This is a genomic window from Halodesulfovibrio sp. (assembly GCF_015482765.1).
GTDB lineage: Bacteria > Desulfobacterota > Desulfovibrionia > Desulfovibrionales > Desulfovibrionaceae > Halodesulfovibrio.
Map to the genome: position 1 here is coordinate 38061 of NZ_JADMLB010000070.1, position 21622 is coordinate 59682.

General features: G+C 47.2%; 12 protein-coding genes. 8 read left to right on the top strand and 4 right to left on the bottom strand.

Going from position 1 to position 21622, the window contains the following annotated elements; translation table 11 throughout:
• Nucleotides 1-67: 67 nt before the first annotated feature.
• Nucleotides 68-631: an ACT domain-containing protein gene (locus QZY95_RS13210; RefSeq protein WP_290924291.1), complete on the bottom strand. Its 564-nt coding sequence runs from the start codon at nt 629-631 to the stop codon at nt 68-70.
• A 288-nt stretch (nt 632-919) separates the two neighbouring features.
• On the opposite strand from QZY95_RS13210, the gene QZY95_RS13215 reads away from it, so the two are divergent.
• Nucleotides 920-1612: an amino acid racemase gene (locus tag QZY95_RS13215; protein ID WP_290924293.1), complete on the top strand. Its 693-nt coding sequence runs from the start codon at nt 920-922 to the stop codon at nt 1610-1612.
• 74 nt (nt 1613-1686) lie between these two features.
• Here the strand turns inward: QZY95_RS13215 and QZY95_RS13220 are convergent, their stop codons facing one another.
• Together QZY95_RS13220 and QZY95_RS13225 are read right to left on the bottom strand one after the other, a co-directional pair.
• A complete protein-coding gene (locus QZY95_RS13220) occupies nt 1687-2781 on the bottom strand; it encodes an SO_0444 family Cu/Zn efflux transporter (RefSeq protein WP_290924295.1) in 1095 nt (364 codons plus the stop codon).
• A 269-nt stretch (nt 2782-3050) separates the two neighbouring features.
• Nucleotides 3051-4184: a hypothetical protein gene (locus QZY95_RS13225; protein WP_290924296.1), complete on the bottom strand. Its 1134-nt coding sequence runs from the start codon at nt 4182-4184 to the stop codon at nt 3051-3053.
• Between the two features lie 449 nt (nt 4185-4633).
• Between QZY95_RS13225 and topA the strand changes: the two genes are divergently transcribed.
• Nucleotides 4634-6919, top strand: a complete 2286-nt coding sequence (gene topA, locus QZY95_RS13230) for a type I DNA topoisomerase (protein WP_290924298.1) — start codon at nt 4634-4636, stop codon at nt 6917-6919.
• A gap of 233 nt (nt 6920-7152) precedes the next feature.
• On the opposite strand, the gene QZY95_RS13235 is transcribed toward topA, so the two are convergent.
• Nucleotides 7153-7494, bottom strand: coding sequence for a hypothetical protein (locus QZY95_RS13235; RefSeq protein WP_290924300.1), 342 nt, complete (start codon nt 7492-7494; stop codon nt 7153-7155).
• Between the two features lie 281 nt (nt 7495-7775).
• Here QZY95_RS13235 and QZY95_RS13240 point away from each other — a divergent pair, with 281 nt between their 5' ends.
• The 6 genes from QZY95_RS13240 (at nt 7776) to QZY95_RS13265 (ending at nt 21493) form a co-directional block, all read left to right on the top strand.
• Nucleotides 7776-11180, top strand: coding sequence for a PAS domain S-box protein (locus QZY95_RS13240; RefSeq protein WP_290924302.1), 3405 nt, complete (start codon nt 7776-7778; stop codon nt 11178-11180).
• A gap of 59 nt (nt 11181-11239) precedes the next feature.
• Nucleotides 11240-12679 (top strand): sigma-54 dependent transcriptional regulator, encoded by a 1440-nt coding sequence (locus QZY95_RS13245; protein WP_290924304.1) that lies wholly within the window; start codon nt 11240-11242, stop codon nt 12677-12679.
• A gap of 469 nt (nt 12680-13148) precedes the next feature.
• On the top strand, nt 13149-16802 hold the full coding sequence (gene nifJ / locus QZY95_RS13250) for a pyruvate:ferredoxin (flavodoxin) oxidoreductase (RefSeq protein WP_290924306.1): 3654 nt from the start codon (nt 13149-13151) through the stop codon (nt 16800-16802).
• 141 nt (nt 16803-16943) lie between these two features.
• On the top strand, nt 16944-18629 hold the full coding sequence (locus QZY95_RS13255) for an L-lactate permease (RefSeq protein WP_290924307.1): 1686 nt from the start codon (nt 16944-16946) through the stop codon (nt 18627-18629).
• Nucleotides 18630-18807: 178 nt separating this feature from the next.
• Complete coding sequence (locus tag QZY95_RS13260) at nt 18808-20193, top strand: FAD-linked oxidase C-terminal domain-containing protein (protein ID WP_290924309.1); 1386 nt, start codon at nt 18808-18810, stop codon at nt 20191-20193.
• Between the two features lie 4 nt (nt 20194-20197).
• Nucleotides 20198-21493: a (Fe-S)-binding protein gene (locus tag QZY95_RS13265; RefSeq protein WP_290924311.1), complete on the top strand. Its 1296-nt coding sequence runs from the start codon at nt 20198-20200 to the stop codon at nt 21491-21493.
• The last annotated feature ends 129 nt before the right edge of the window (nt 21494-21622 follow it).

Sequence of the window (21622 nt, forward strand, 5' to 3'; positions counted from 1 at the left end):
ATAGCTAAAAAACTCATCTTACACAGACGGTGACAAAAATTTCCCAGTAGTTGTCACCTGCCTGAAGCTACACAGGTTGAACCCTGTGCACTGCTTCGAAAATATCCCTGTGCTGAAGACTGACGCGAAGAGAAAGTTCCTCCGCTTTAGTATTCAATGCATCACGCAGAGCCGCAAGCTCCACGGAACCGGGAACAATAACCTCAAAAACAATGAGGGCATGTCCGTCCGGCTGATCGGCAGGGACAATAGCTTTCAGGTTGGCAATATTCACATTGTGCTCTCCCAGAATACCTGAGATTGCCGCTACGAGCCCGTGTTGATCCGGCCCGTCTACGCTGACCACAAACGATTGTGGATCTTCAGCTGTCCAGCTCCTACCGTCGTAAAGGCGTGCTGTAACACTGAGGTCTACCTGTCGTTCAGCAAGCCCTTTCACCAGTGCTTCCTGCAAAGAGTCTACGGTGGTACCGTCCGGCATTTCTGCGATGACGATAGCGGCAAACTCACTATGCAGGATAGTTTGGCTTACTTCATTAATGTTGCACTCCAGACCTGTAAGCAGGCTGGAGACCGCATGTACGACTCCCGGACCATCTTTGCCGAGAAATGATACAACTACCTTTTTCATATTTTGCACTCCAAACATATAGATTCAGCGAGATTGATTGCCTCTTCAAATAATGTCAAGCCTAACTCCATAAAGAGCATGGACAAAGCTTAGCTGAAGTTCCCGCTGTTCATACCGGAACCGTGTACTCAGATATCCTGCGCGTCTTGCATTCCGTTACTCATTTCCTACCAAACCAATCCGGTAACACTATGTTTTATAAAACATATTTTACATTCCATGCAGCTTATGCAAAGACACAGCTTATTTCACAAAACATGTTTTCACATAAGTTCAAAGGATATTTTCATGAAAAAGATCGGATTATTAGGCGGAATGACATGGGGTTCTACTATTGAATACTACCGCCTCTTAAATGAAGAAACACGCAACCGCCTCGGCGGGCTGCATTCCTGCAAAATCCTTCTGGACAGTGTTGATTTTGCCGAATTCCGTGAGCTTATCAGCAAAGACGACTGGGTTTCTGTAGGCACCAAACTGGCACAGGCAGGATTGAATGTTGAAGCAGGCGGTGCAGATATGGTGCTGATTGGTGCGAACACCATGCATCGTGTGGCAGATACTGTTCAGGGGGCGTTGGAAATTCCGGTTATCCATATTGCGGACGCTATTGCTGCTAAGGCGAACGAACTGAACGTGAAAAAGCTTGGTCTGCTCGGAACAGCTTTCACCATGGAACAAGATTTTATCAGCAAGCCGCTGGCTGAAAAATATGACCTTGAAATCATCACACCGAATGAAGATGACCGCTCTGTGGTACACAACAGTATCTTTGATGAATTTGCGCATGGTAAATTTCTCGACAGTACCCGCAAAGAATACCTGCGCGTTATTGCAGCGCTTAAAGAGAACGGGGCTGAAGCTGTTGTTCTCGGTTGTACCGAAATCGGGCTGCTGCTCAAATCTACCGAATGCGGCGTACCGTTAATCGATACAGTACAAGCACACGTTGATGCTGCGCTGGACAAAGCGATTGTTTAACAACAATCATCTCGAAGAAACAAAAAAAGCCACGCTATGCGTGGCTTTTTTTATGATTCAAAGGCAACTATGTCTTAATGACAGCCGCAAGTCTCACCATGATGATGTCCACGGCGTTTAATAAACTGACGACCGACAAGGAAGAGCAAAAGAATTGCTGAGGCATAGGCGATAATGCCGTGCTCATGTGCTTCCACATTGTTAATCCAAGAAAATACGGACAGACCAAGTTTTGCGTAAAGCCAGTTTACGGCGAGCCCCAAAATCACGGATGTTACAGCAATGGAAGAAACATAAATCATCGCAACACGCTTACCGAGGGTTTGTGCCACAACAGTGATTGTCGCTGCGTTTGTTGCTGGCCCAGCCAGAAGAAAAACAAGTGCGCCGCCCGGTGAAAGTCCCTTCAAAGCTAATGCGGCAGCGATTGGTGTTGACGCTGTTGCACAGACGTACATCGGTACACCGATGAAGACCATAAGGATCATGCTCAAAAGACCGTCGCCTACGTAATCCTGAAAGAATGTTACCGGCAGGAAGGTTGAAACAACAGCAGCAATCAAAATACCGATGAGCAGCCATTTTCCGATATCTGCAACCAACTCACCAAAGGCAAACTGCATACCGGAGGTAAATTTTTCTTTAAACGTATTTCCCACAGAATGCGATGAGCAGCAGCCTGAAGTGCATTCCTCTTTCTCAAGAGTTGTAGGCTTGAAGTTAAGCGGCGTGAACTCCACTTTTCCCGGTTTAGGCTTTTCAGGAAACATATCTACGAGTGTCCCTGCTGTAAGAGCAGAAATAAATGCAGCAAACGGACGGACAATTGTCATAATAGGATCAAGCAGCGCATAGGTGATTGCAATAGAGTCTACACCTGTTTCCGGAGTTGAAATCATAAAGGAAGTGGTAGCCCCTTTACTTGCACCTTGCTGACGAAGCCCTGCCGCGGCAGGGATAACACCGCAAGAACATAAAGGAAGTGGAATACCGAACAAAGAAGCTTTAACGACTGCTCCTTTTGTTTTACTACCAAGGTGACGTGCTACAAAATCATCAGGCAGAAAACCTTTCAGCAACCCAGCGACAAAGAAGCCGAACAGAACGTACGGGGCAGCTTCCAGCAGGATCTCCCAGACTTCTGTTACGTATTGTAATGCAATTTCCATATATTACCTCTGAAATAAAATTACGTATGAATATGTGTTCATATGTAATTAAGGCAGAAGCCTCCACGGGTCAAGTGGATAGATCAAAAGTTTCCATTCTCTTTTCATCATGCTGAAATACCATAAAAAAAAGGGACATCTTTTCAGATGTCCCTTCTACATACAATATGATGCATAGGTTGCTAGTCTATAGAGTGGTCAACGTTCCGTCATGTAACCGTTGTCAAAAATATGAGTCGGTTATTTTCGGATATGCCAACGTTTTCACCTTATGCAAGCATAGATAACGCCACGGTCAGCTCGGCATTAAGTCTGCTCTGCACACTTGCCTGAATCTGAGGTGAAGAGGTAGCAAACTCTTTTGTGCGCTGTGCGTATACGTTTTTAATAAACGCTTCCTGCATCTCTTCTGAGAAGCCGCCTGTTGCGCCAAAAGCTTTTGCAAAGATTTTTACTGCGCCGCTAGGCCCGTGCTGGAGAGAAGTGGAAAGTAACACTTCTTCCATGGCACTGCTCATGCGAGCCACGTTCATTTTATCCTGAAGCACGCTCGCCACCGGTGTGAAGTAGCGGGACTGCATGAAGGCATCCTGCATTTTCTCAAACCGTACAGGATCAATGCTTGCTACTTCCTGCCAAGCTGTTGGCATTTCGCCTTGTCTTGAACCTGTATTCACATCACCGGCTGCTCGCAAATGCAGTGAAATATCCGATGCATGTGTATCAAGATATGTCAAAAAATCGTCCATTGTTCCGCGCGCGGAGGAGAACTGGTATTTACCATATGATGTTCCGCCCGTTGCATCGTAGCCAATGGCAGCAATATTTCCGGCTGCGCCGGATTCGAACATTGTAGCTAATGAACCACGAACTTCATTAGTTACAACAGGTTCTACCCTGTTTGCCTCATTCTGATCAGCACTATCACCCATAGCGCTTTCAGAGGCTTGAACTGTGCTTTTTACAGCTTCACTGACAATTTCCCGACTCATCATTCCTTCCAGATTAACTGGAATACCACTGGCAGAAGCTGTCTCGAGCTGATTTTTTTCAGCTGCTTCTGTCAATGCTTTGAGCGCACCGCTTAATACAGTCGGCTCTACGGACGATGTGTTGATAAGTGTTGCCAGAGCAGAAACGTTACGCAGGTTCATTCCTGAACGTGCTGACTTCTCTGCTTCTGTCAGTCCAAAATATTGATATTGAATAGGTAACGCCGCAGTATTCGTAGATTGCGTTGATGCCATGGCATCCGCAATCTGCTGCGGTTCTCTAAGCAAGGCTTCGAAGCGGCTCATGCCGTTATCAGATGCAGCATCATTAAGTAAATTCGCACCATTGCGTCTCTTAGAATGCTGCAGGGCTCCCTGAACCTGCGTCATTGAGATTTGGGTAACAGACATAATATTCCTCCTAAAGCTCCCCCGAGCTCGACAACGTACGGCTCCTATTCAGCAATTAGAATGCCAACTCGTTAGACTCGTTATAATCCGTGGGCTAGAGGCTTTCCGATAGTAATCACTCACTTTAGTTATCGAACAAAATGTCAGTAAATTGAACACCATTAACTGCTGTAATAGATCCTGTTTCAGTAACAGCAACTTCTCAACCTGTATCATTTCCTTACTGCAATCATTTTGTAATATAGAGACAACGATAGAAAAGCCGGAAATTTTGCATTGTTCTTCAGGAACATATACCGTTGTAATCATAATTTTAGAAAATCGGCACTTGACGCTGACAGCATTTGCCGTATCTTCCCTTAACGGAAAAACGCTTAGCATCTGGTACACCTATTGATTTCTTTGTGGTGCCAGGTATTCCTTAACCAACATCGGAAACAGGACATTCAATGGGAAAAGACCTGATCATCGTGGAATCACCCGCAAAGGTGAAAACAATTAAGAAGTTCCTTGGCCGTAACTACATGGTGCACGCCAGTGTAGGTCACGTGCGAGATTTGCCTAAAAAAGACCTCGGCGTTGACGAAGACAAAAACTACAAGCCGAAGTATCAGATCATTCAGGGTAAACAGAAAGTTGTTTCCACACTGAAAGAAGCAGCAGCGAAAGCTGATCACGTTTTCCTTGCTCCCGACCCCGATCGCGAGGGGGAGGCTATTGCGTGGCATATTGCTGAGATTATCAAGAAAGAAAATCCCAATGCAAAGCGTATCCAGTTTAACGAGATTACCGCCCGCGCGGTTCGTGAAGCACTTGAGCATCCTAAAGAACTGAACGAAAACCTTTTTGATGCACAGCAGGCTCGTCGCATTCTTGACCGCCTTGTGGGGTACAAGCTTTCCCCGCTGCTGTGGAACAAAGTAAAACGCGGTATCTCTGCCGGTCGTGTGCAGTCTGTTGCGTTACGTCTTATTGTTGAACGTGAAGCAGAACGCTATGCTTTTGATCCAGAAGAGTACTGGGTATTCAAAGCTGAAATGGAAGGCGAAACTCCGCCGCCATTCAAAGCTCTGTTGCATCAGATTGCCGGTAAGAAAGCAGTTGTGCCGAATGAAGAAGCAGCAAATGCGCTTCAGGAAGCTGTTCTTGCCTCCAAAATGACCGTAGAAAAAGTAGAAGAGAAAAAACGCAGCCGTCAGCCGCTGCCGCCGTTCATCACTTCTACACTTCAGCAGGCAGCAAGTCAGCGTCACGGCTATTCTGCCAAGCGTACCATGTCCATTGCTCAGCGCCTTTATGAAGGTGTTGAACTTGGCGATAAAGGTACAACAGCACTTATCACCTACATGCGTACTGACTCCGTACGTATTGCTGATGACGCACGCGATGCTGCAAAAGAACTCATTCTTTCCCTTTACGGTAAGGAATATGTTCCGGCAAAACCGCGCTTCTTTAAAACAAAATCCAGCGCGCAGGACGCTCACGAAGCTATCCGTCCTGTTGACGCCTCTATTACTCCGGACTCAGTGCGTACTCTGCTCCCGCGTGAACAGCATGCTCTGTACTCCCTTATCTGGTCCCGCTTTATGGCATCCCAGATGGCAGCAGCTCAATTCCATGATACCACGGTAACTATTGCTGCTGCACCGAATCCTGCAACTATCGACAATGCAGACGCTCTTGCAAGCACTTGGCGTGTAAAAGGCGAACGCATGCTCTTCCCCGGCTTCCTTGCGGCTTCTCCGCAAAAAACCAAGGAAGACTCCGTTGAGTTGCCGAAGCTTGAAGCAGGTCAGGATATCCGACTCATCAAGCTCGATAAGGAACAAAAATTTACACAGCCGCCTGCACGATTCTCTGAAGCGTCTCTTGTACGCGAAATGGAAGAATTGGGTATCGGCCGTCCATCTACATATGCTGCCATTATCTCGACACTGCTCGACCGTGGCTATGCACAGCTTGAAGAAAAGAACTTTGTGCCGACAGACCTCGGTCGTGTTGTCTGCCAGCAGCTGGTAAAACATTTCTCCACCCTTATGGATGTTCGTTTTACTGCGCAAATGGAGACTCTGCTCGATAACGTTGCAGAGGGCACATTGAACTGGACTCAGCTCATGACTGACTTCATGAACGACTTCAATCCAACCCTTGAAAAGGCTGCCAAAGAAATGGAGTCTGTAAAACAGGGTTTGGAAACTGAGCTGACCTGTTCCGAATGCGGCAAGCCGATGATGATTAAATTCGGTAAAGCCGGAACATTCCTTGCCTGCTCCGGCTATCCGGACTGTAAGAATACTTCGAACTTTACGCGCGATGAAAACGGGAATGTTGTTCTCGTAGAACGCCCTAAAGAAGAATTACAGAAAATGGGCGAATGCCCTGATTGCGGCAAAGATCTGGTTCTCAAACGTACCAGAACCGGCGGACGTTTTATTGCCTGTACCGGATACCCTGAATGCAAGCATGCAAAACCGTTCTCTACAGGTATTAAATGCCCACGATGTAACGAAGGTGAAATCGTTGAAAAATCTTCACGCTCCGGTAAAATCTTCTACTCTTGCAGCAGATACCCGCAGTGTGACTACGCATTGTGGAACTACCCTGTTGAGGAAGAATGTCCGCAGTGTGAATCCAAATTGCTGACGATCAAAACAACAAAGGCACGCGGCAAACACATTGCGTGTCCTGAAAAAACCTGTCGCTACACTCGCAGTTTGGAAGAAGATTCTGAATAGCCTGTTGTAACGCGGTTCCGTTCATAAACAGAAAAATCCCGAATCACTGAGTGATTCGGGATTTTTTTATTTCTTTAACAGTCTCTGCTACAAGGACTGTTAAAGAAATTTACCTTACGGCCTGCTGCATAACCTAGGTAGGTCTTTTCGGGGGGGGGGGAATATTGCAGCAAGCCGCAAGGGTAAAGCAACGCAGTCTAACGTGAAGCAACCAGTCGGACTATACGTATGCCTTAAACTCGCTTTGAACGGTCAAACTGCACAGCAGTGCCGTAGCAAGAGAAATATTTGCTGCCATCCGGATGAAACGCAACGTTTTCCTGATATCCGATAATGGCTTGTGCGCCTTTGTTTACTGCGCGTGCTGTCATGCCGAAAAATGCATCGTCAGAATCATATCCGCGACAAGCAACCAACCCGAGAACTTTTCCGATAGCGCGTCCTTCCAGCACTTCAGTAGTTACTACAGGGAAACGGCCGGCAAGAAATAAGTCCTTCACACGTTCCATATTTTCGGTACGAGCCTGTTCAGCCTGTGTCGGCTTTTTATCATTTCCACCAAGCAAAAATAACATTGCAGTCCTCCTGAATGGGCACTCTATCTATTCGGAACGCCACGTAATTGTCTTTGCGAAGACTTATAGCAAGGAGCTTGCCATTTTTATAACATATTATTTTTACAGTAATATTTTTACTATTGTCAAAAATTCGCCGCTTTAGGGAAGATGACAATTGAGTGAATAAACGGTACATGAGGCGAGGGGGATGCAACAAAATTGGTAAAAAAAGGCTCCCTCCGGCTGTTTGCAGGAAGTTTTGCATGCAATACATTAGTTGAGCATATGAGGGATCGGGTATGGGTACACGAATTTTACATCTTATAGGTATAGCACTGTTCGCTGTTTTACTGACAGTTTCCGGTGCGGTTGCCAATCCTGCCTCGCAAACAAAACAGCGCAAAAACATTCTGTACCTCAACTCCTACCACAACGGCTACGCATGGTCGGACAACCTGCTCGAAGGCTTTAAGCAACGTATTATGGAAAGCCCTTATTCCATAATGTTGCAGGTTGAATATCTCGATTCCAAAAAATTTCCTTACGAACAGGCAGTGACGCATGTCATGGATCTGTTCCGTCGTAAGTTTGCCGACACTAAATTTGATCTAATTGCTGTTTCTGACAACGACGCCTTTAATTTCATCAATACATACGGGGAAGAACTTTTCCCAGATGTTCCCATTGTCTTTGTCGGTGTGAACGATTTTAAGCCTGACTGGATAAAAAGCAAAGAAATAACAGGTGTTATGGAGACGTTTGATGTCGCTTCAAACATCCGTCTTGCATTAGAAATGCACCCGAGTCTGAAACAGATGATTGTTATCGGTGACGAATCCGTTACCGGTAGAGCTATTCGCAAACAGGTAATTGAAGGTCTTCCGAAAATTGACAAGGGATTGAAGGTTCAATTCTGGACGGACTTACCGCACAGAGAGATTATCCGCCGTGTACAACAGGTTCCACCGGACACCTTTTTCTACTTTATTCCGATGTATCGGGAAATTGACGGTCAATTTTATTCTGCGCAGGAACTTCTGCAAAAAGTGCATGACAGCACCAGTGCCCCGCTCTACTCAAACTGGCGATTCCTGTTAGGTCACGGTATTCTAGGCGGACGCCTTATCTCCGGCTTAACCGACGGACAAAAAGCTGCGGAGCTTGGTTTACAGATTCTTGATGGCACCCCCGCTAGCGATCTTCCGGTCATATCCAAGACTGAATCTCCATGGGCGTTTGACTACAACGAACTCAAACGTCTTCACTTGAGTGAACGTGAGCTTCCTGCTCCAGCAATTATGATTAACGCTCCAAGCAGATTCTATGAACTGAATAAGCAGGTATTCTGGACAATTATTGTCAGTCTTATTTTGCTTACCATTACGCTTGTGCTGTTGGTGATGAATATTGTGGAGAAAAAATCCGTTGAGCAGAAGATCAAAGACCAGCTCACCTTTCTGCGTCTGCTTATGGATACCATCCCTATTCCAATTTATTCCAAAGACAAATTCGGACGCTATAAAGAATGTAACCTTGCATTTGAAAAATTCTTCGACATCAAGCGCGACGACATTTTGAACTGTAATGAGTGGGAGTTGCAGGAGTTCGGACTTTCGCAGCTTCAGCATCCTGTAGACCATCAGTTGCTGAACGATCAGGGTGAGTCCATTTACGAACAGACCATCTCCTCCCGCGAGGGCAGTGTGCACAACATTCTGTTGCACAAAGCTACAAACGTGAACGCGCGCGGAGAAATTACCGGCATGGTAGGCGTTATCTTCGACTTTACTGACCGCAAAAAAGCAGAAGACCGCTTACGCTTTGCTGAAGAAAAATACCGTTCTATCTTTGAAAACTCTCCGCTGGGCATTTTCCGAGTTCGCCCTTCCGGTGCATTTGTCGACGTAAACACAGCATTTGCACGAATGAACGGGTACACTACGCCTGAAGAGTTCATGGCGCATGAAAATAATGCCCTTGATGAATTATTACTGGATGTAGACTTCCACAAAGCACGGGCTAACGAGATTTTGACATTCGAGCGCACTCTCATGCGTCCTGATAACACAACCATTGCAGCGAATATGTCTGTGCGTGTTATCCGCGACCGACTCAATAATATAGAACTGCTCGAAGGCTTCTCTGAAAACATCACCACCCGTAAACGGGCTGAAAAAGCATTACGTAATTCAGAGCGGATGCTGCAATCCGTTATGGACAACATTCCACAGCTTGTATCGTGGAAAAGCAATACATTCCGCTACATGGGCAGCAACCGTTCCTTTGACAAGTTTTTCGGCATCAACCATGCCCGCGAGCTTATCGGAAAAACAGATGCAGAGTTCCTTTTTGACAAACAGGATGCTCTGGCCATGCAACAGTCAGAAAACATGGTGCTTGCCCACAACATCCCTCAACTGAAATCCAAAGAGCGGATCACAGATAAAGACGGCAATCTTGTATGGCTGGAGATCAACCGATTACCATTACACGGTGACAAGGGTGAAGTTGTCGGTATGCTGACCACAGCCGAAGACATCACACAGCGGATCAACCTTGAGCGCCAGTTATTGCAGTCTCAAAAAATGGAAGCTATCGGCACCCTTGCCGGCGGTATTGCCCACGACTTCAACAATATTTTGACCTCCATCATCAACTCGGTAGAGCTGGCACTTATTGATATTGATGAGGAGACATTAACCTGCAACGACCTTGCCCGTGCTTTACGGGCAGCCCAGCACGGAAGCAGTCTTGTTAAGAAAATTCTGACATTCAGCAAACCTTCTGTTGCCGGATTCCGCACCACCGATATTATCGACGTGGTTAACGAGTCTGTCGGGCTTGTATCAGCTTCCCTGCCGCGTAACATTACTATTGAAACAGAATACCATGTTGACCATGCCCATACCTTTGGTGATCCGACCCAGATGAACCAGATCATCATGAACATGTGTACAAACTCGTTTCAGGCACTACGTGAGCACGGCGGCAAACTCCGTCTGGAAGTAGACAGGGTGAATCTGACTGAAGAAAAAGCCAGTCAGGTAAACATTCCGGAAGGAGAATACTTTACGCTTGTAATCGAAGATAACGGACCGGGTATTACGTCTGAAATTCAAGACAAAATATTTGACCCGTTCTTTACGACCAAAGGAAAGACAGAAGGAACCGGTTTGGGCCTGTCTGTTGTGCTCGGCATTATTAAAGGTCATGGTGGCGGTGTTGAAGTAAGCAGCATCCCGTTTGTCCGCACTGCGTTCACCATTTATCTGCCGCACATTGACAAGCCTGTTCAGGAAGCGGATGACCAGCTGACGGAAAGCATTTTTCAGGGTGAAGGACGCATTCTTTTTGTAGAAGACGATCCCGACCAGCTTGAGACAATCCCGAGAGTTCTCAGAAACTTAGGGTACGAGGTTGACCCCATAGCCAATGCTGCGGTAGCTGCTACTATGGTCAGTGAAACTCCTGAAGCATGGGATTTGGTTATTACCGACTTCGACATGCCGGAACTTAACGGCCTTGAGCTGGCTAAACATATTAGTCTTGCTGCTCCGAACCTTCCAGTGATTATGGTTTCCGGTCGAAATATTGCCGCCAAGGGTGCAGAAGAAATCGCTTCAATTAAAACCCTTGTCAGTAAGCCGTACAACAGTTCGATAATTGCCAAAGCAATTACTTCTGTATTGCATCCGTTGCAGTAACCAAACACTTTACCGCCCCCGGGGGGCGTTGATCACCTCAACGTTTCGGAAAATTGAGCATGCCCAACATTCTTATTATTGATGATGACATTAATATCTGTGAGACCTTTGAAAGTCTTCTCTCACGCCTTCAGTATGACTGTGCCACAGCGCAAACCATAGCACAGGGATTTGATCTGCTGCGCAAGCGTGAATTTGACGTGCTCTTCCTTGATGTCCGGCTTCCTGACGGAAACGGGCTGGACTATCTTTCTGATATTTCGCACTTCGACAACCCGCCGGAAGTCATTATCCTTACTGGCGACGGTGACCCTGCCGGAGCTGAAACAGCTATCCAGCGGGGAGTTTGGGACTACCTTGTAAAACCTGCATCCATTAAGGAAATTACTCAGACGCTTCGCCGTGTTTTAAAGTATCGTCAGGAAAAAAAAGAAAAAAGCAGCGATGCAAAACCGCTGGAAATTGCCCACATGGTGGGAACCAGTTCTATTATCCGAAACTGTTTCAATTTAATGGCGCAAGCTGCCTCAACTGATGCCAACGTTCTCATCACCGGAGAGACAGGCACAGGCAAAGAGCTGACAGCACGCACCATTCACGCAAACAGCAAACGCACACAAGGCGATTTTGTTGTAGTTGACTGTGCGGCTCTTACAGAAACACTGCTGGAATCCACACTTTTCGGGCATAAAAAAGGTGCTTTCACCGGTGCGCAGACAGACAAAGACGGCCTTGTAAAGCTGGCCGATAACGGCACATTGTTTCTGGACGAAGTTGGCGAGATGCCGCTCACTATCCAAAAGTCGTTCCTGCGGTTCCTTCAGGAGCGAGTATTTCGCCCTGTCGGCGGAACGGTTGAAGAAAAAAGTAATTTCAGACTTGTTTCTGCAACAAACCGAAATTTGGAAGAAATGGTGGAACAAGGTGAATTCCGTCAGGATCTTTTATTCCGTCTTAAAACTGTACACATTGAGCTCCCCGCGTTACGTCTTCGTAATGACGATTTAGAATTGCTTTCAAAATTCCGTATTGAACAACTTTGTAAGCAATACAGTATTCCAGTAAAAACTTTTTCTGCGGATTTTTTCCCGACCCTTGCAAAATATGATTGGCCGGGAAACGTTCGCGAGCTTTTTAACGCCCTTGAACAGGCGTTAGTTGCTGCCGGCTCTGAATCTGTTCTCTATGCCCGTCATCTGCCTGCTGACATTCGTATTAAGATTGCTCAGGCAGGGCTGGTACGCGGAACGGAAAATCAGACAGCGGAGAGTGTTTTGGCACCTGTGTCTGAAAAATCAGACCAGAAGTCCGGAACACCGGTTTCATTTTCGTTCGACTCACTGCCGACCCTTCGACAGTTTAAATCGGACATGGAAAAGAAGTACCTTTTACAGCTAATCGCAGAACATGGATCTAACATTCAAGAAATGTTGGAAACTTCGGGATTATCCCGCTCCCACCTATATGCGTTGCTTAAAAAGTATAATATCTCCTTATAAAACAAGATTGATAAAACAAGCAAAAATAAACGCGAACTTTCCGTAAACAACCATTGTTTGTGTACTCATTTTGTTGTAGAAGGAGCAACGATGTTATAGTTGTCTGATATTTAGGACATGATAACCGTTTAATTTTATTTGCAAAGAATCAATGAACCCGCGGTTTACCGCGTGATTCGGAGCAGATAGATTAGAACGTGTCTTATTTTTCGGACACTATCGTGATTTATAAAATCTCACTCCAACCGTCTTACCATGTAACCGTTTGATTTGTTTGAGATTCTAAAAAATCACACAAGTGGCATATCTTTTGTATTGGTTAACCCGATCACCCTGTTTTTTTCCTTCGTGAAATGTGGGGCGGGGATAAACCCGCATTTCAGGCCGTCTGCTCTGCAGAGGCAGCGAACAGGAAAAAGCAGGATAGCATGACCCACATGCTTTCAGGCTACATAAAGGAGTTACTCTAATGGCCAAGACTATGAAAACTATGGATGGTAACACAGCTGCTGCACATATTGCGTACGCTTTAAGTGATACAGCTGCGATCTACCCGATCACCCCATCCTCCAACATGGCAGAAGCTGCTGATGACTGGGCTGCTGCCGGCAAGAAAAACATTTTTAACCAGACAGTTTCCATCCGTCAGCTTCAGTCCGAAGCTGGTGCGGCTGGCGCGGTACACGGCTGTCTCGCAGCAGGTGCGCTGACCTCTACATTTACAGCGTCTCAGGGTCTCCTGCTCATGATCCCTAACATGTACAAAATTGCTGGTGAGCTTCTCCCTGGCGTTTTCCATGTTTCTGCGCGTGCTCTTGCATCACACGCACTCTCCATCTTCGGTGACCATCAGGACGTAATGGCTTGTCGTCAGACCGGCTTTGCATTCCTGTGTTCCAACTCCGTACAGGAAGCTATGGACATGGCTCTCGTTGCTCACCTTGCAGCAATCGAAACCAGCGTTCCTTTCTGTCACTTCTTCGACGGCTTCCGTACTTCTCACGAACTTCAGAAAATTGAAGTTATCGACTACGAAGACATCAAAAAAGTAGTTAACTTCGAGAAAATTGAAGCTTTCCGTCAGAACGCAATGAATCCTGAGCACCCACACCTTCGCGGTACTGCTCAGAACCCAGATATTTACTTCCAGGCTCGTGAAGCTTGTAACCCATTCTACGATGCTGTTCCTGAAGCAGTTATCGATGCAATGGCTAAAGTTGAAAGCATCACCGGTCGTTCCTACAAGCCTTTCGAATTCGTTGGCCACGAAGAAGCAGAGCGCGTTATCGTATGTATGGGCTCTGGTAACGAAGCTATCGAAGAAGTAGTTAACTACCTCACCGAAAAAGGCGAAAAAGTAGGTCTCCTTAAAGTTCGTCTTTACCGTCCGTTCTCCATCAAGCACATGCTCGAAGTTGTTCCTGCTACTGCAGAAATCTTCACTGTTCTTGATCGTACTAAAGAACCAGGCGCTATCGGCGATCCTCTTTACCTTGACGTTTGCGCTGCATTTAAAGAACACGGCGAAATGCCAGTGATTCTTTCCGGCCGCTACGGTCTCGGTTCTAAAGAATTCACCCCTGCTGACGTACTCGCAGTTTACGAGAACATGAAAGTTACCGGTCCTAAAAACCACTTCACTGTTGGTATTACCGATGACGTTTCCCGTTCTTCCCTCGCTGTTGGCGACGTACTCGACACCGTTCCTGCTGGCACTGTTCAGTGTAAGTTCTTCGGTCTCGGTGCTGACGGTACTGTTGGTGCTAACAAACAGGCTATCAAAATCATCGGTGACAACACCGATATGTACGCACAGGGTTACTTCGCTTACGACTCCAAAAAGTCCGGCGGCTTCACTGTATCTCACCTTCGTTTCGGTAACGAAAAGATTCAGTCCACTTACCTTGTTAACGCTGCTGACTACGTTGCTTGTCACAAGTCTGCATACGTTAACCAGTACGACCTTCTCGACGGAATCAAAGACGGCGGTACTTTCGTTCTGAACTCCAACTGGTCTCCAGAGGAAATGAACGAACACCTCCCTGCTTCCATGAAGCGTACTCTCGCAGCTAAGAACATCAAGTTCTACAACGTAGATGCTGTTAAGATTGCATCTGAAGTAGGTCTTGGCGGTCGCATCAACATGGTTATGCAGACTGCATTCTTCAAGCTTGCTAACGTAATGCCTTTCGAACAGGCTGTTGCTCTTCTGAAAGATTCTATCCAGAAAGCATACGGTAAGAAAGGTGACCACATCGTTAAAATGAACGTTGACGCTGTTGATAAAGCTGTTGACGCTCTCGTTGAAGTTAAAATTCCTGCTGACTGGGCAACCGCTTCTGATGAATGCGCTTGCAACGGTGACGCACCTGAATTCATCACCAACGTTGTTCGTCCTATCCTTGCACAGAAAGGTGACAAACTCCCTGTTTCCGCCTTCGAACCGGACGGACTCTTCCCTGTTGGTACCGCAGCATTTGAAAAACGTGGCGTAGCTATCCTCGTACCTGAATGGGTTCAGGAAAACTGCATTCAGTGTAACCGCTGTTCCTACGTTTGTCCTCATGCTGCTATTCGTCCTGTACTCGCTACTGACGAAGAACTCGCTGATGCTCCAGCAACCTTCACTACTCTCGATGCGAAAGGCAAAGAAGTAAAAGGTCTGAAGTACCGCATGCAGGTTTACGCAGAAGACTGCCTCGGTTGTGGTTCTTGTGCTAACGTTTGTCCTGCTAAAGAAAAAGCACTCGTTATGAAGCCAATCGAAACTCAGGTTGACGATCAGGCTGCTAACCTTGCTTACGCTGAAGAAGCAATCGAAATCAAAGATTCCCTCATGTCCCGCGACTCCCTCAAAGGCTCTCAGTTCCAGCAGCCTCTGATGGAATTCTCCGGCGCATGTGCGGGTTGTGGTGAAACTCCATACGTTAAACTCCTCACCCAGATGTTCGGTGAGCGTATGATCATCGCTAACGCAACCGGTTGTTCTTCCATTTGGGGTGCATCTGCACCTACCACCCCGTACACTGTAAACAAAAACGGTCACGGCCCTGCTTGGGGTAACTCCCTCTTCGAGGACGCTGCTGAATTTGGTTACGGTATGGGTATGGCTTACACTCAGCGTCGCAACAAACTTGAAGACGTTGTAAAAGAAGCTATCGACACCGTTGAAAGTGCACAGCTCAAAGACGCTCTTCAGGCTTGGCTTGAAGTTAAAGGTCAGGGCGAAGCATCTGCTGCTGCAGGTGAAGAAATCCTCGCACTTATCGAAGCTGGCGTAGAACACAGTGCTATCGCACACGAACTCTACTCCATGGCTGACCTCTTCACCAAAAAATCCGTTTGGGTATTCGGTGGTGACGGTTGGGCATACGACATCGGCTTCGGCGGCGTTGACCACGTTCTCGCTTCCGGCGAAGACATCAACATTCTCGTAATGGATACCGAAGTGTACTCCAACACCGGTGGTCAGTCTTCTAAAGCTACACCACTCGGCTCCATCGCGAAAATGGCAGCTTCCGGTAAGAAAGTTGGTAAAAAAGACCTCGGTCTTATCGCAATGTCTTACGGCTACGTTTACGTAGCATCCGTATCCATGGGTGCTAACATGAACCAGGTTATCAAGGCATTCAAAGAAGCTGAAGCATTCGACGGTCCGTCCATCGTTATCTGTTACGCACCTTGTATCAACCAGGGTATCCGTAAAGGTATGGGCAAATCCATCGAAGAAGAAAAAATCGCAGTAGAAACTGGTTACTGGCCACTTTACCGCTACAACCCAGTTCTCGCTGACGAAGGCAAGAACCCGTTTGCTTACGAGTCCAAAGCTCCTAACGGTCAGATCCAGGAATTCCTCTCTGGCGAAAACCGTTACGCTCTGCTCGAAAAAATGGCACCAGAAGAATCCAAGCGTCTCCGTGCTCAGATCGAAGAAGACTACATGAAACGCTACGAATACTTCAAAGCTCTGAGCGATATGCCAGGCATCGAAGTAGCTACTCCTGGTGCTCCTGTTGCTGCTAAAGGTGACGAAGGCGGCCGCTGCGAAGTTGCAGCTACTGCTGAAACCGACGGCAAAGCAGGCGCTGGTGAAGCTTGCGACGACGGCCGCGACGCTAAATAGCGCGTAGCCTACTATATGCTGATAAGGGCTCCCGGTAAGGGAGCGGAAGCCTGAGCCGGGAGCCCTTTTATTCAATCGTATCCGTTTTAATGGTGGATAAACGGATACGGTTGCTAACAACTAAATGAGGAGCGTTTTATTATGTTGGCAATGTATGCTGTTCTGCCTATTTTGGCAGCTCTTATCCTGATGGTAGGTCTTCGTTGGCCTGCAACAAAGGCGATGCCTGTTGCTTGGGCATGTGCTGTTCTCGGTGCTATGGCTGGTTGGGGACTCGACGCTAGTTACGTAGCTGCGATGTCTTTCCACGGTCTCATCACTGCTATCTCCGTATTGATCATCGTTTTCGGTGCTATCCTCATTCTGTACACACTTCAGTACAGTGGCGGTATGGAAACTATTCAGTACGGCATGCAGCAGATTACTGGTGACCGCCGAATTCAGGCTATCATCATTGGTTTCATGTTTGCAGCGTTCATTGAAGGTGCAGCTGGCTTTGGTACTCCAGCGGCTCTGGCAGCTCCACTGCTTCTCTCCCTTGGCTTCCCGCCACTGGCAGCAGCAGTTATCTGTCTCGTATTTAACTCCTTCCCTGTAACCTTCGGTGCTGTTGGTACTCCGGTTATTCTTGGTCTTAAATACGTTCGTCCGCTCGTTGATCAGGCTGTTGCAGCTGGTATCCCAGGCCTTAACTTTGCCTCTGCTGACCAGTTCAACGCAGTAATCGGCCAGTGGGCTACTGTTTTCAACGCACCTATGATTTACATTCTGCCTATCTTCATGCTCGGTTTTATTACCCGTTACTTCGGTCCTAACCGCAGCTGGAAAGAAGGCTTTGGCGCATGGAAATTCTGTTTATTTGCATCTACCGCGTTTATCGTACCTTACCTCACCTTCGCGTGGCTCGTAGGTCCTGAGTTCCCATCCCTTATCGGTGGTCTCGTTGGTCTCGGTATCATTATCCTTGGTGCTAAAAACGGTTTCTGCATGCCTAACGATCACTTTGACTTTGGTGATCACGAAAAATGGGAACCAGAATGGACTGGTGATATCAAAGGTGGTGGCAACACCAACTTTACTGCTCACATGTCTCAGTTCCGCGCTTGGCTCCCGTACGTTCTTATCGGTGCGATCCTCGTGATCACCCGTATTCCGGAACTTGGCCTTAAAGGTATGCTTGCTGGCGTATCACTCAGCTTTGACGCTGGCTTCCTTGGTCACCCTGAAATTAAGAACGCTATTAAGTACCTGTACTTGCCGGGTACCATTCCATTCGTTCTTGTTGCTATCATCACTATCGGCCTCCACGGCATGAGCGGTGAAAACACCAAGAAAGCTTGGACTGAAGCTATCGCTAAGATGAAGAACCCTACCATCGCTCTCGTTTTCGCAGTTGCTCTGGTATCTATCTTCCGTCTTTCCGCGAACAACCCTGCAGGTCTTCCTTCCATGCCTCTGGCATTGGCGGAAGTTGCAGCTAACATTTTCGGTAGTGCTTGGCCTATGTTTGCTTCCTTCGTTGGTGGCTTAGGTGCATTCATTACTGGTTCCAACACCGTATCTGACCTTCTCTTCGCTGAATTCCAGTGGGGTATGGCAACTCAGCTCGACTTACCTCGTCAGCTTATCGTTGCTGCTCAGGCAGTTGGTGGTGGTATGGGTAACATGGTTTGTATTCACAACATCGTTGCAGCTTGTGCAGTAGTAGGACTCTCTGGTCAGGAAGGCGCCATCCTTCGTCGTACCTACGCTCCTTTCCTTCTGTACGGTATCGTGGTTGGTATCATGGTATCTCTCTGCATCGTTATGTTCCCGACCCTCTTCTAAGTATACTGGCAGGAGACAGCCCTGCGCTGTCTCCTGTTTTTCTTACTAGTGTATTGAAGAACGGGGCTACTGCGGAAGTGTGCCCCGTTTTTTAAAAAGTACGGTCTAGCTGTTCGTTGCCGGTTACTGTGGGCAGTTAGCACCGATTGTAGACAACATAATTATTGAGGAGAACTCCGTGATTAGTGCGTCCTTGACTAAAGAATTTGAAGCCGTTGTAGGCAAAGAAAATGTTTTCACTTCTGAGCCGGAGCGTCAGGCTTACTCTTACGACTCCGCTGTACTTGATCCTGTAACCCCTTCATTGGTTGTTCGCCCGACCAACTCTGAAGAATTAGGCAAAGTTATTGCTCTTTGTAACGAAAACAACTGTCCTATTACCGTTCGCGGTGCTGGCACCAACCTTTCCGGTGGTACCATCCCTGACAAACGTAACGGCATTGTTATTCTCACAAACGGTCTGAACAAGATCCTCGAAATTAACGAAGAAGATCTTTACGCTGTTGTTCAGCCGGGTGTTGTTACTGCTAAATTTGCTCAGGAAGTTGCAAAACGTGGTCTGTTCTACCCACCAGATCCAGGTTCTCAGGCTGTTTCCACTATCGGTGGTAACGTTGCTGAAAACGCTGGCGGTCTGCGCGGTCTTAAGTACGGTGTTACTAAAGACTACGTTATGGGTCTGGACTTCTTTGACGTAAACGGTCAGCTCGTTAAAACCGGTTCCCGCACAGTTAAGTGTGTTACCGGCTACAACCTTGCTGGTCTTATGGCTGCTTCTGAAGGTACACTTGGTGTATTTAACGAAATCATCCTTAAGCTTACTCCGCCACCAGCTGCTTCTAAAGCAATGATGGCTGTGTTTGATGATGTAAACAAAGCTTCTGAAGCTGTTGCTGCTATCATCGCTGCTCACGTTGTTCCTTGTACTCTCGAGTTCATGGATCAGGCTGCGCTCAAACACGTTGAAGCTTACACTAAAGCCGGTCTTCCTGTTGAAGCTGCTGCTATCCTTCTTATCGAAGTTGACGGCCACCCAGGACAGGTTGCTGACGAAGCTGCTGTTGTAGAAAAATGTCTCACCAAAGCCGGTGCGACTGCTGTTCACGTTGCTAAAGACGCTGAAGAGAAATTTAAACTGTGGGAAGCACGTCGTAACGCGCTGCCAGCTCTTGCTCGCGCGAAGCCGACTACTGTACTTGAAGACGCTACAGTACCTCGCTCCCAGATTCCTGCAATGGTTGCAGCAATCAACGACATCGCTAAGAAATACGACCTTGCTATCGGTACCTTCGGCCACGCTGGTGACGGTAACCTGCACCCTACTATTCTTTGTGACCGTCGTGACGAAAAAGAATTCCACCGTGTAGAAGAAGCTGTTGACGAAATCTTCGACGTAGCTCTTTCTCTCAAAGGTACACTTTCCGGCGAGCACGGCATCGGTATGGCTAAATCCAAGTGGATGGAAAAGGAAACTTCCCGCGCTACTATTGACTACTCTCTCAACATGAAGCGTGCGATCGACCCTAACAACATCCTCAACCCTGGTAAAATCATCGCAGGTTAGTATCATGTCAGCAGATCTTACTAAACTTGCGAAGCTCCTTCAGGAGTTGGACGACCAGATGGTTGCCTGCATGAAGTGCGGCATGTGTCAGGCTGTTTGTCCAGTTTTCTCCGAAACAATGAGGGAGTCTGACGTTACCCGTGGTAAAATTGCCCTTCTCGAGCGCCTTGCAGCTGAAATGATCAAAGACGCAGAAGGCGTTCAGGAAGCCCTGAACCGTTGTCTGCTTTGTGGTTCATGTGGTGCTAACTGCCCATCCGGCGTACAGATCAGCGATATCTTCATTAAAGCTCGTAACATCGTTAACGAGTACATGGGTCTTTCCCCAGTGAAGAAAGCTATCCTGCGCGGCATGGTCGGTAACCCTAAACTCTTCAACATGCTTCTTGATTTCGGTTCTAAATTCCAGAACCTCATGACTTCTAAAGCATCTGAAGCACAGGGCACCCGTAAAGCTCCATTGCTCGAGCCATTTATCGGCAACCGCCACTTTAATCCGGTTGCTAAAAAATCTCTGCACGCCAAATACGGTACAATTGACACACCTGCTGGTAAATCCGGCCTTCGTGTTCTCTTCTTCCCTGGCTGTGTAGCAGATAAAATGTACACCAACATGGGTGAAGCTTGTCTGAAAGTATTCAAACACCACGGCGTTGGCGTTTGGATGCCTGCAACTCAGGCTTGTTGTGGCATCCCTGCTCTTTCCGCAGGTGATAAAACTGCCTATGACAAGATGGTGAAATACAACGCGGAAATCTTTGCTGAAGGCGAATATGATTATATTGTCGCCCCATGCGGTTCCTGTATTTCCACTATCATGAAATACTGGCCTAAGTATGGTAAAGAATACCCGGCCGACGTACAGAAAAAGATTGAAAAAATTGCTGCTAAAGCAATGGATATCAACGAATTCCTCGTAGATGTTCTTGGTGTGAAGCCGGAAGGCGACGCTCCTAAGGGCGGAAAAAAGGTAACATTCCACGACTCTTGTCACCTGAAGAAGGGTCTTGGTGTGGCAGAACAGCCTCGTGACCTTATCCGCATGAACAACAACTACGAACTGGTAGAAATGGACGAAGCCGATCGCTGCTGTGGTTGTGGCGGTACCTTCACATTATACCACTACGATCTTTCCAAGAAGATCGGAGGACGTAAGCGTAACAACATCATTGATTCCGGTGCGCAAGTTGTATCCACAGGCTGTCCGGCTTGTATGATGCAGATGAACGATATGCTTTCACAGAACTACGACGACGTAGAAGTTAAGCATAGCATCGAACTCTACGCTGAAACCCTGTAATCGCATTGCGATTAACGGTTCAGTGACGACGTCCTGAACTTACAGACTGAAACAAATCCGTACATTGCCGACCGCGGAACAGTTTCATGAGCCTGCACATCACTCTCCCGTGTAAGCACTTGAAATTTA

What these genes read in the sequence shown, in the direction of transcription:
- QZY95_RS13210 (WP_290924291.1), bottom strand. Translation starts at nt 631, where the DNA reads ATGAAAAAGGTAGTTGTATCATTTCTCGGCAAAGATGGTCCGGGAGTC.
- QZY95_RS13215 (WP_290924293.1), top strand. Translation starts at nt 920, where the DNA reads ATGAAAAAGATCGGATTATTAGGCGGAATGACATGGGGTTCTACTATT.
- QZY95_RS13220 (WP_290924295.1), bottom strand. Translation starts at nt 2,781, where the DNA reads ATGGAAATTGCATTACAATACGTAACAGAAGTCTGGGAGATCCTGCTG.
- QZY95_RS13225 (WP_290924296.1), bottom strand. Translation starts at nt 4,184, where the DNA reads ATGTCTGTTACCCAAATCTCAATGACGCAGGTTCAGGGAGCCCTGCAG.
- topA (WP_290924298.1), top strand. Translation starts at nt 4,634, where the DNA reads ATGGGAAAAGACCTGATCATCGTGGAATCACCCGCAAAGGTGAAAACA.
- QZY95_RS13235 (WP_290924300.1), bottom strand. Translation starts at nt 7,494, where the DNA reads ATGTTATTTTTGCTTGGTGGAAATGATAAAAAGCCGACACAGGCTGAA.
- QZY95_RS13240 (WP_290924302.1), top strand. Translation starts at nt 7,776, where the DNA reads ATGGGTACACGAATTTTACATCTTATAGGTATAGCACTGTTCGCTGTT.
- QZY95_RS13245 (WP_290924304.1), top strand. Translation starts at nt 11,240, where the DNA reads ATGCCCAACATTCTTATTATTGATGATGACATTAATATCTGTGAGACC.
- nifJ (WP_290924306.1), top strand. Translation starts at nt 13,149, where the DNA reads ATGGCCAAGACTATGAAAACTATGGATGGTAACACAGCTGCTGCACAT.
- QZY95_RS13255 (WP_290924307.1), top strand. Translation starts at nt 16,944, where the DNA reads ATGTTGGCAATGTATGCTGTTCTGCCTATTTTGGCAGCTCTTATCCTG.
- QZY95_RS13265 (WP_290924311.1), top strand. Translation starts at nt 20,198, where the DNA reads ATGTCAGCAGATCTTACTAAACTTGCGAAGCTCCTTCAGGAGTTGGAC.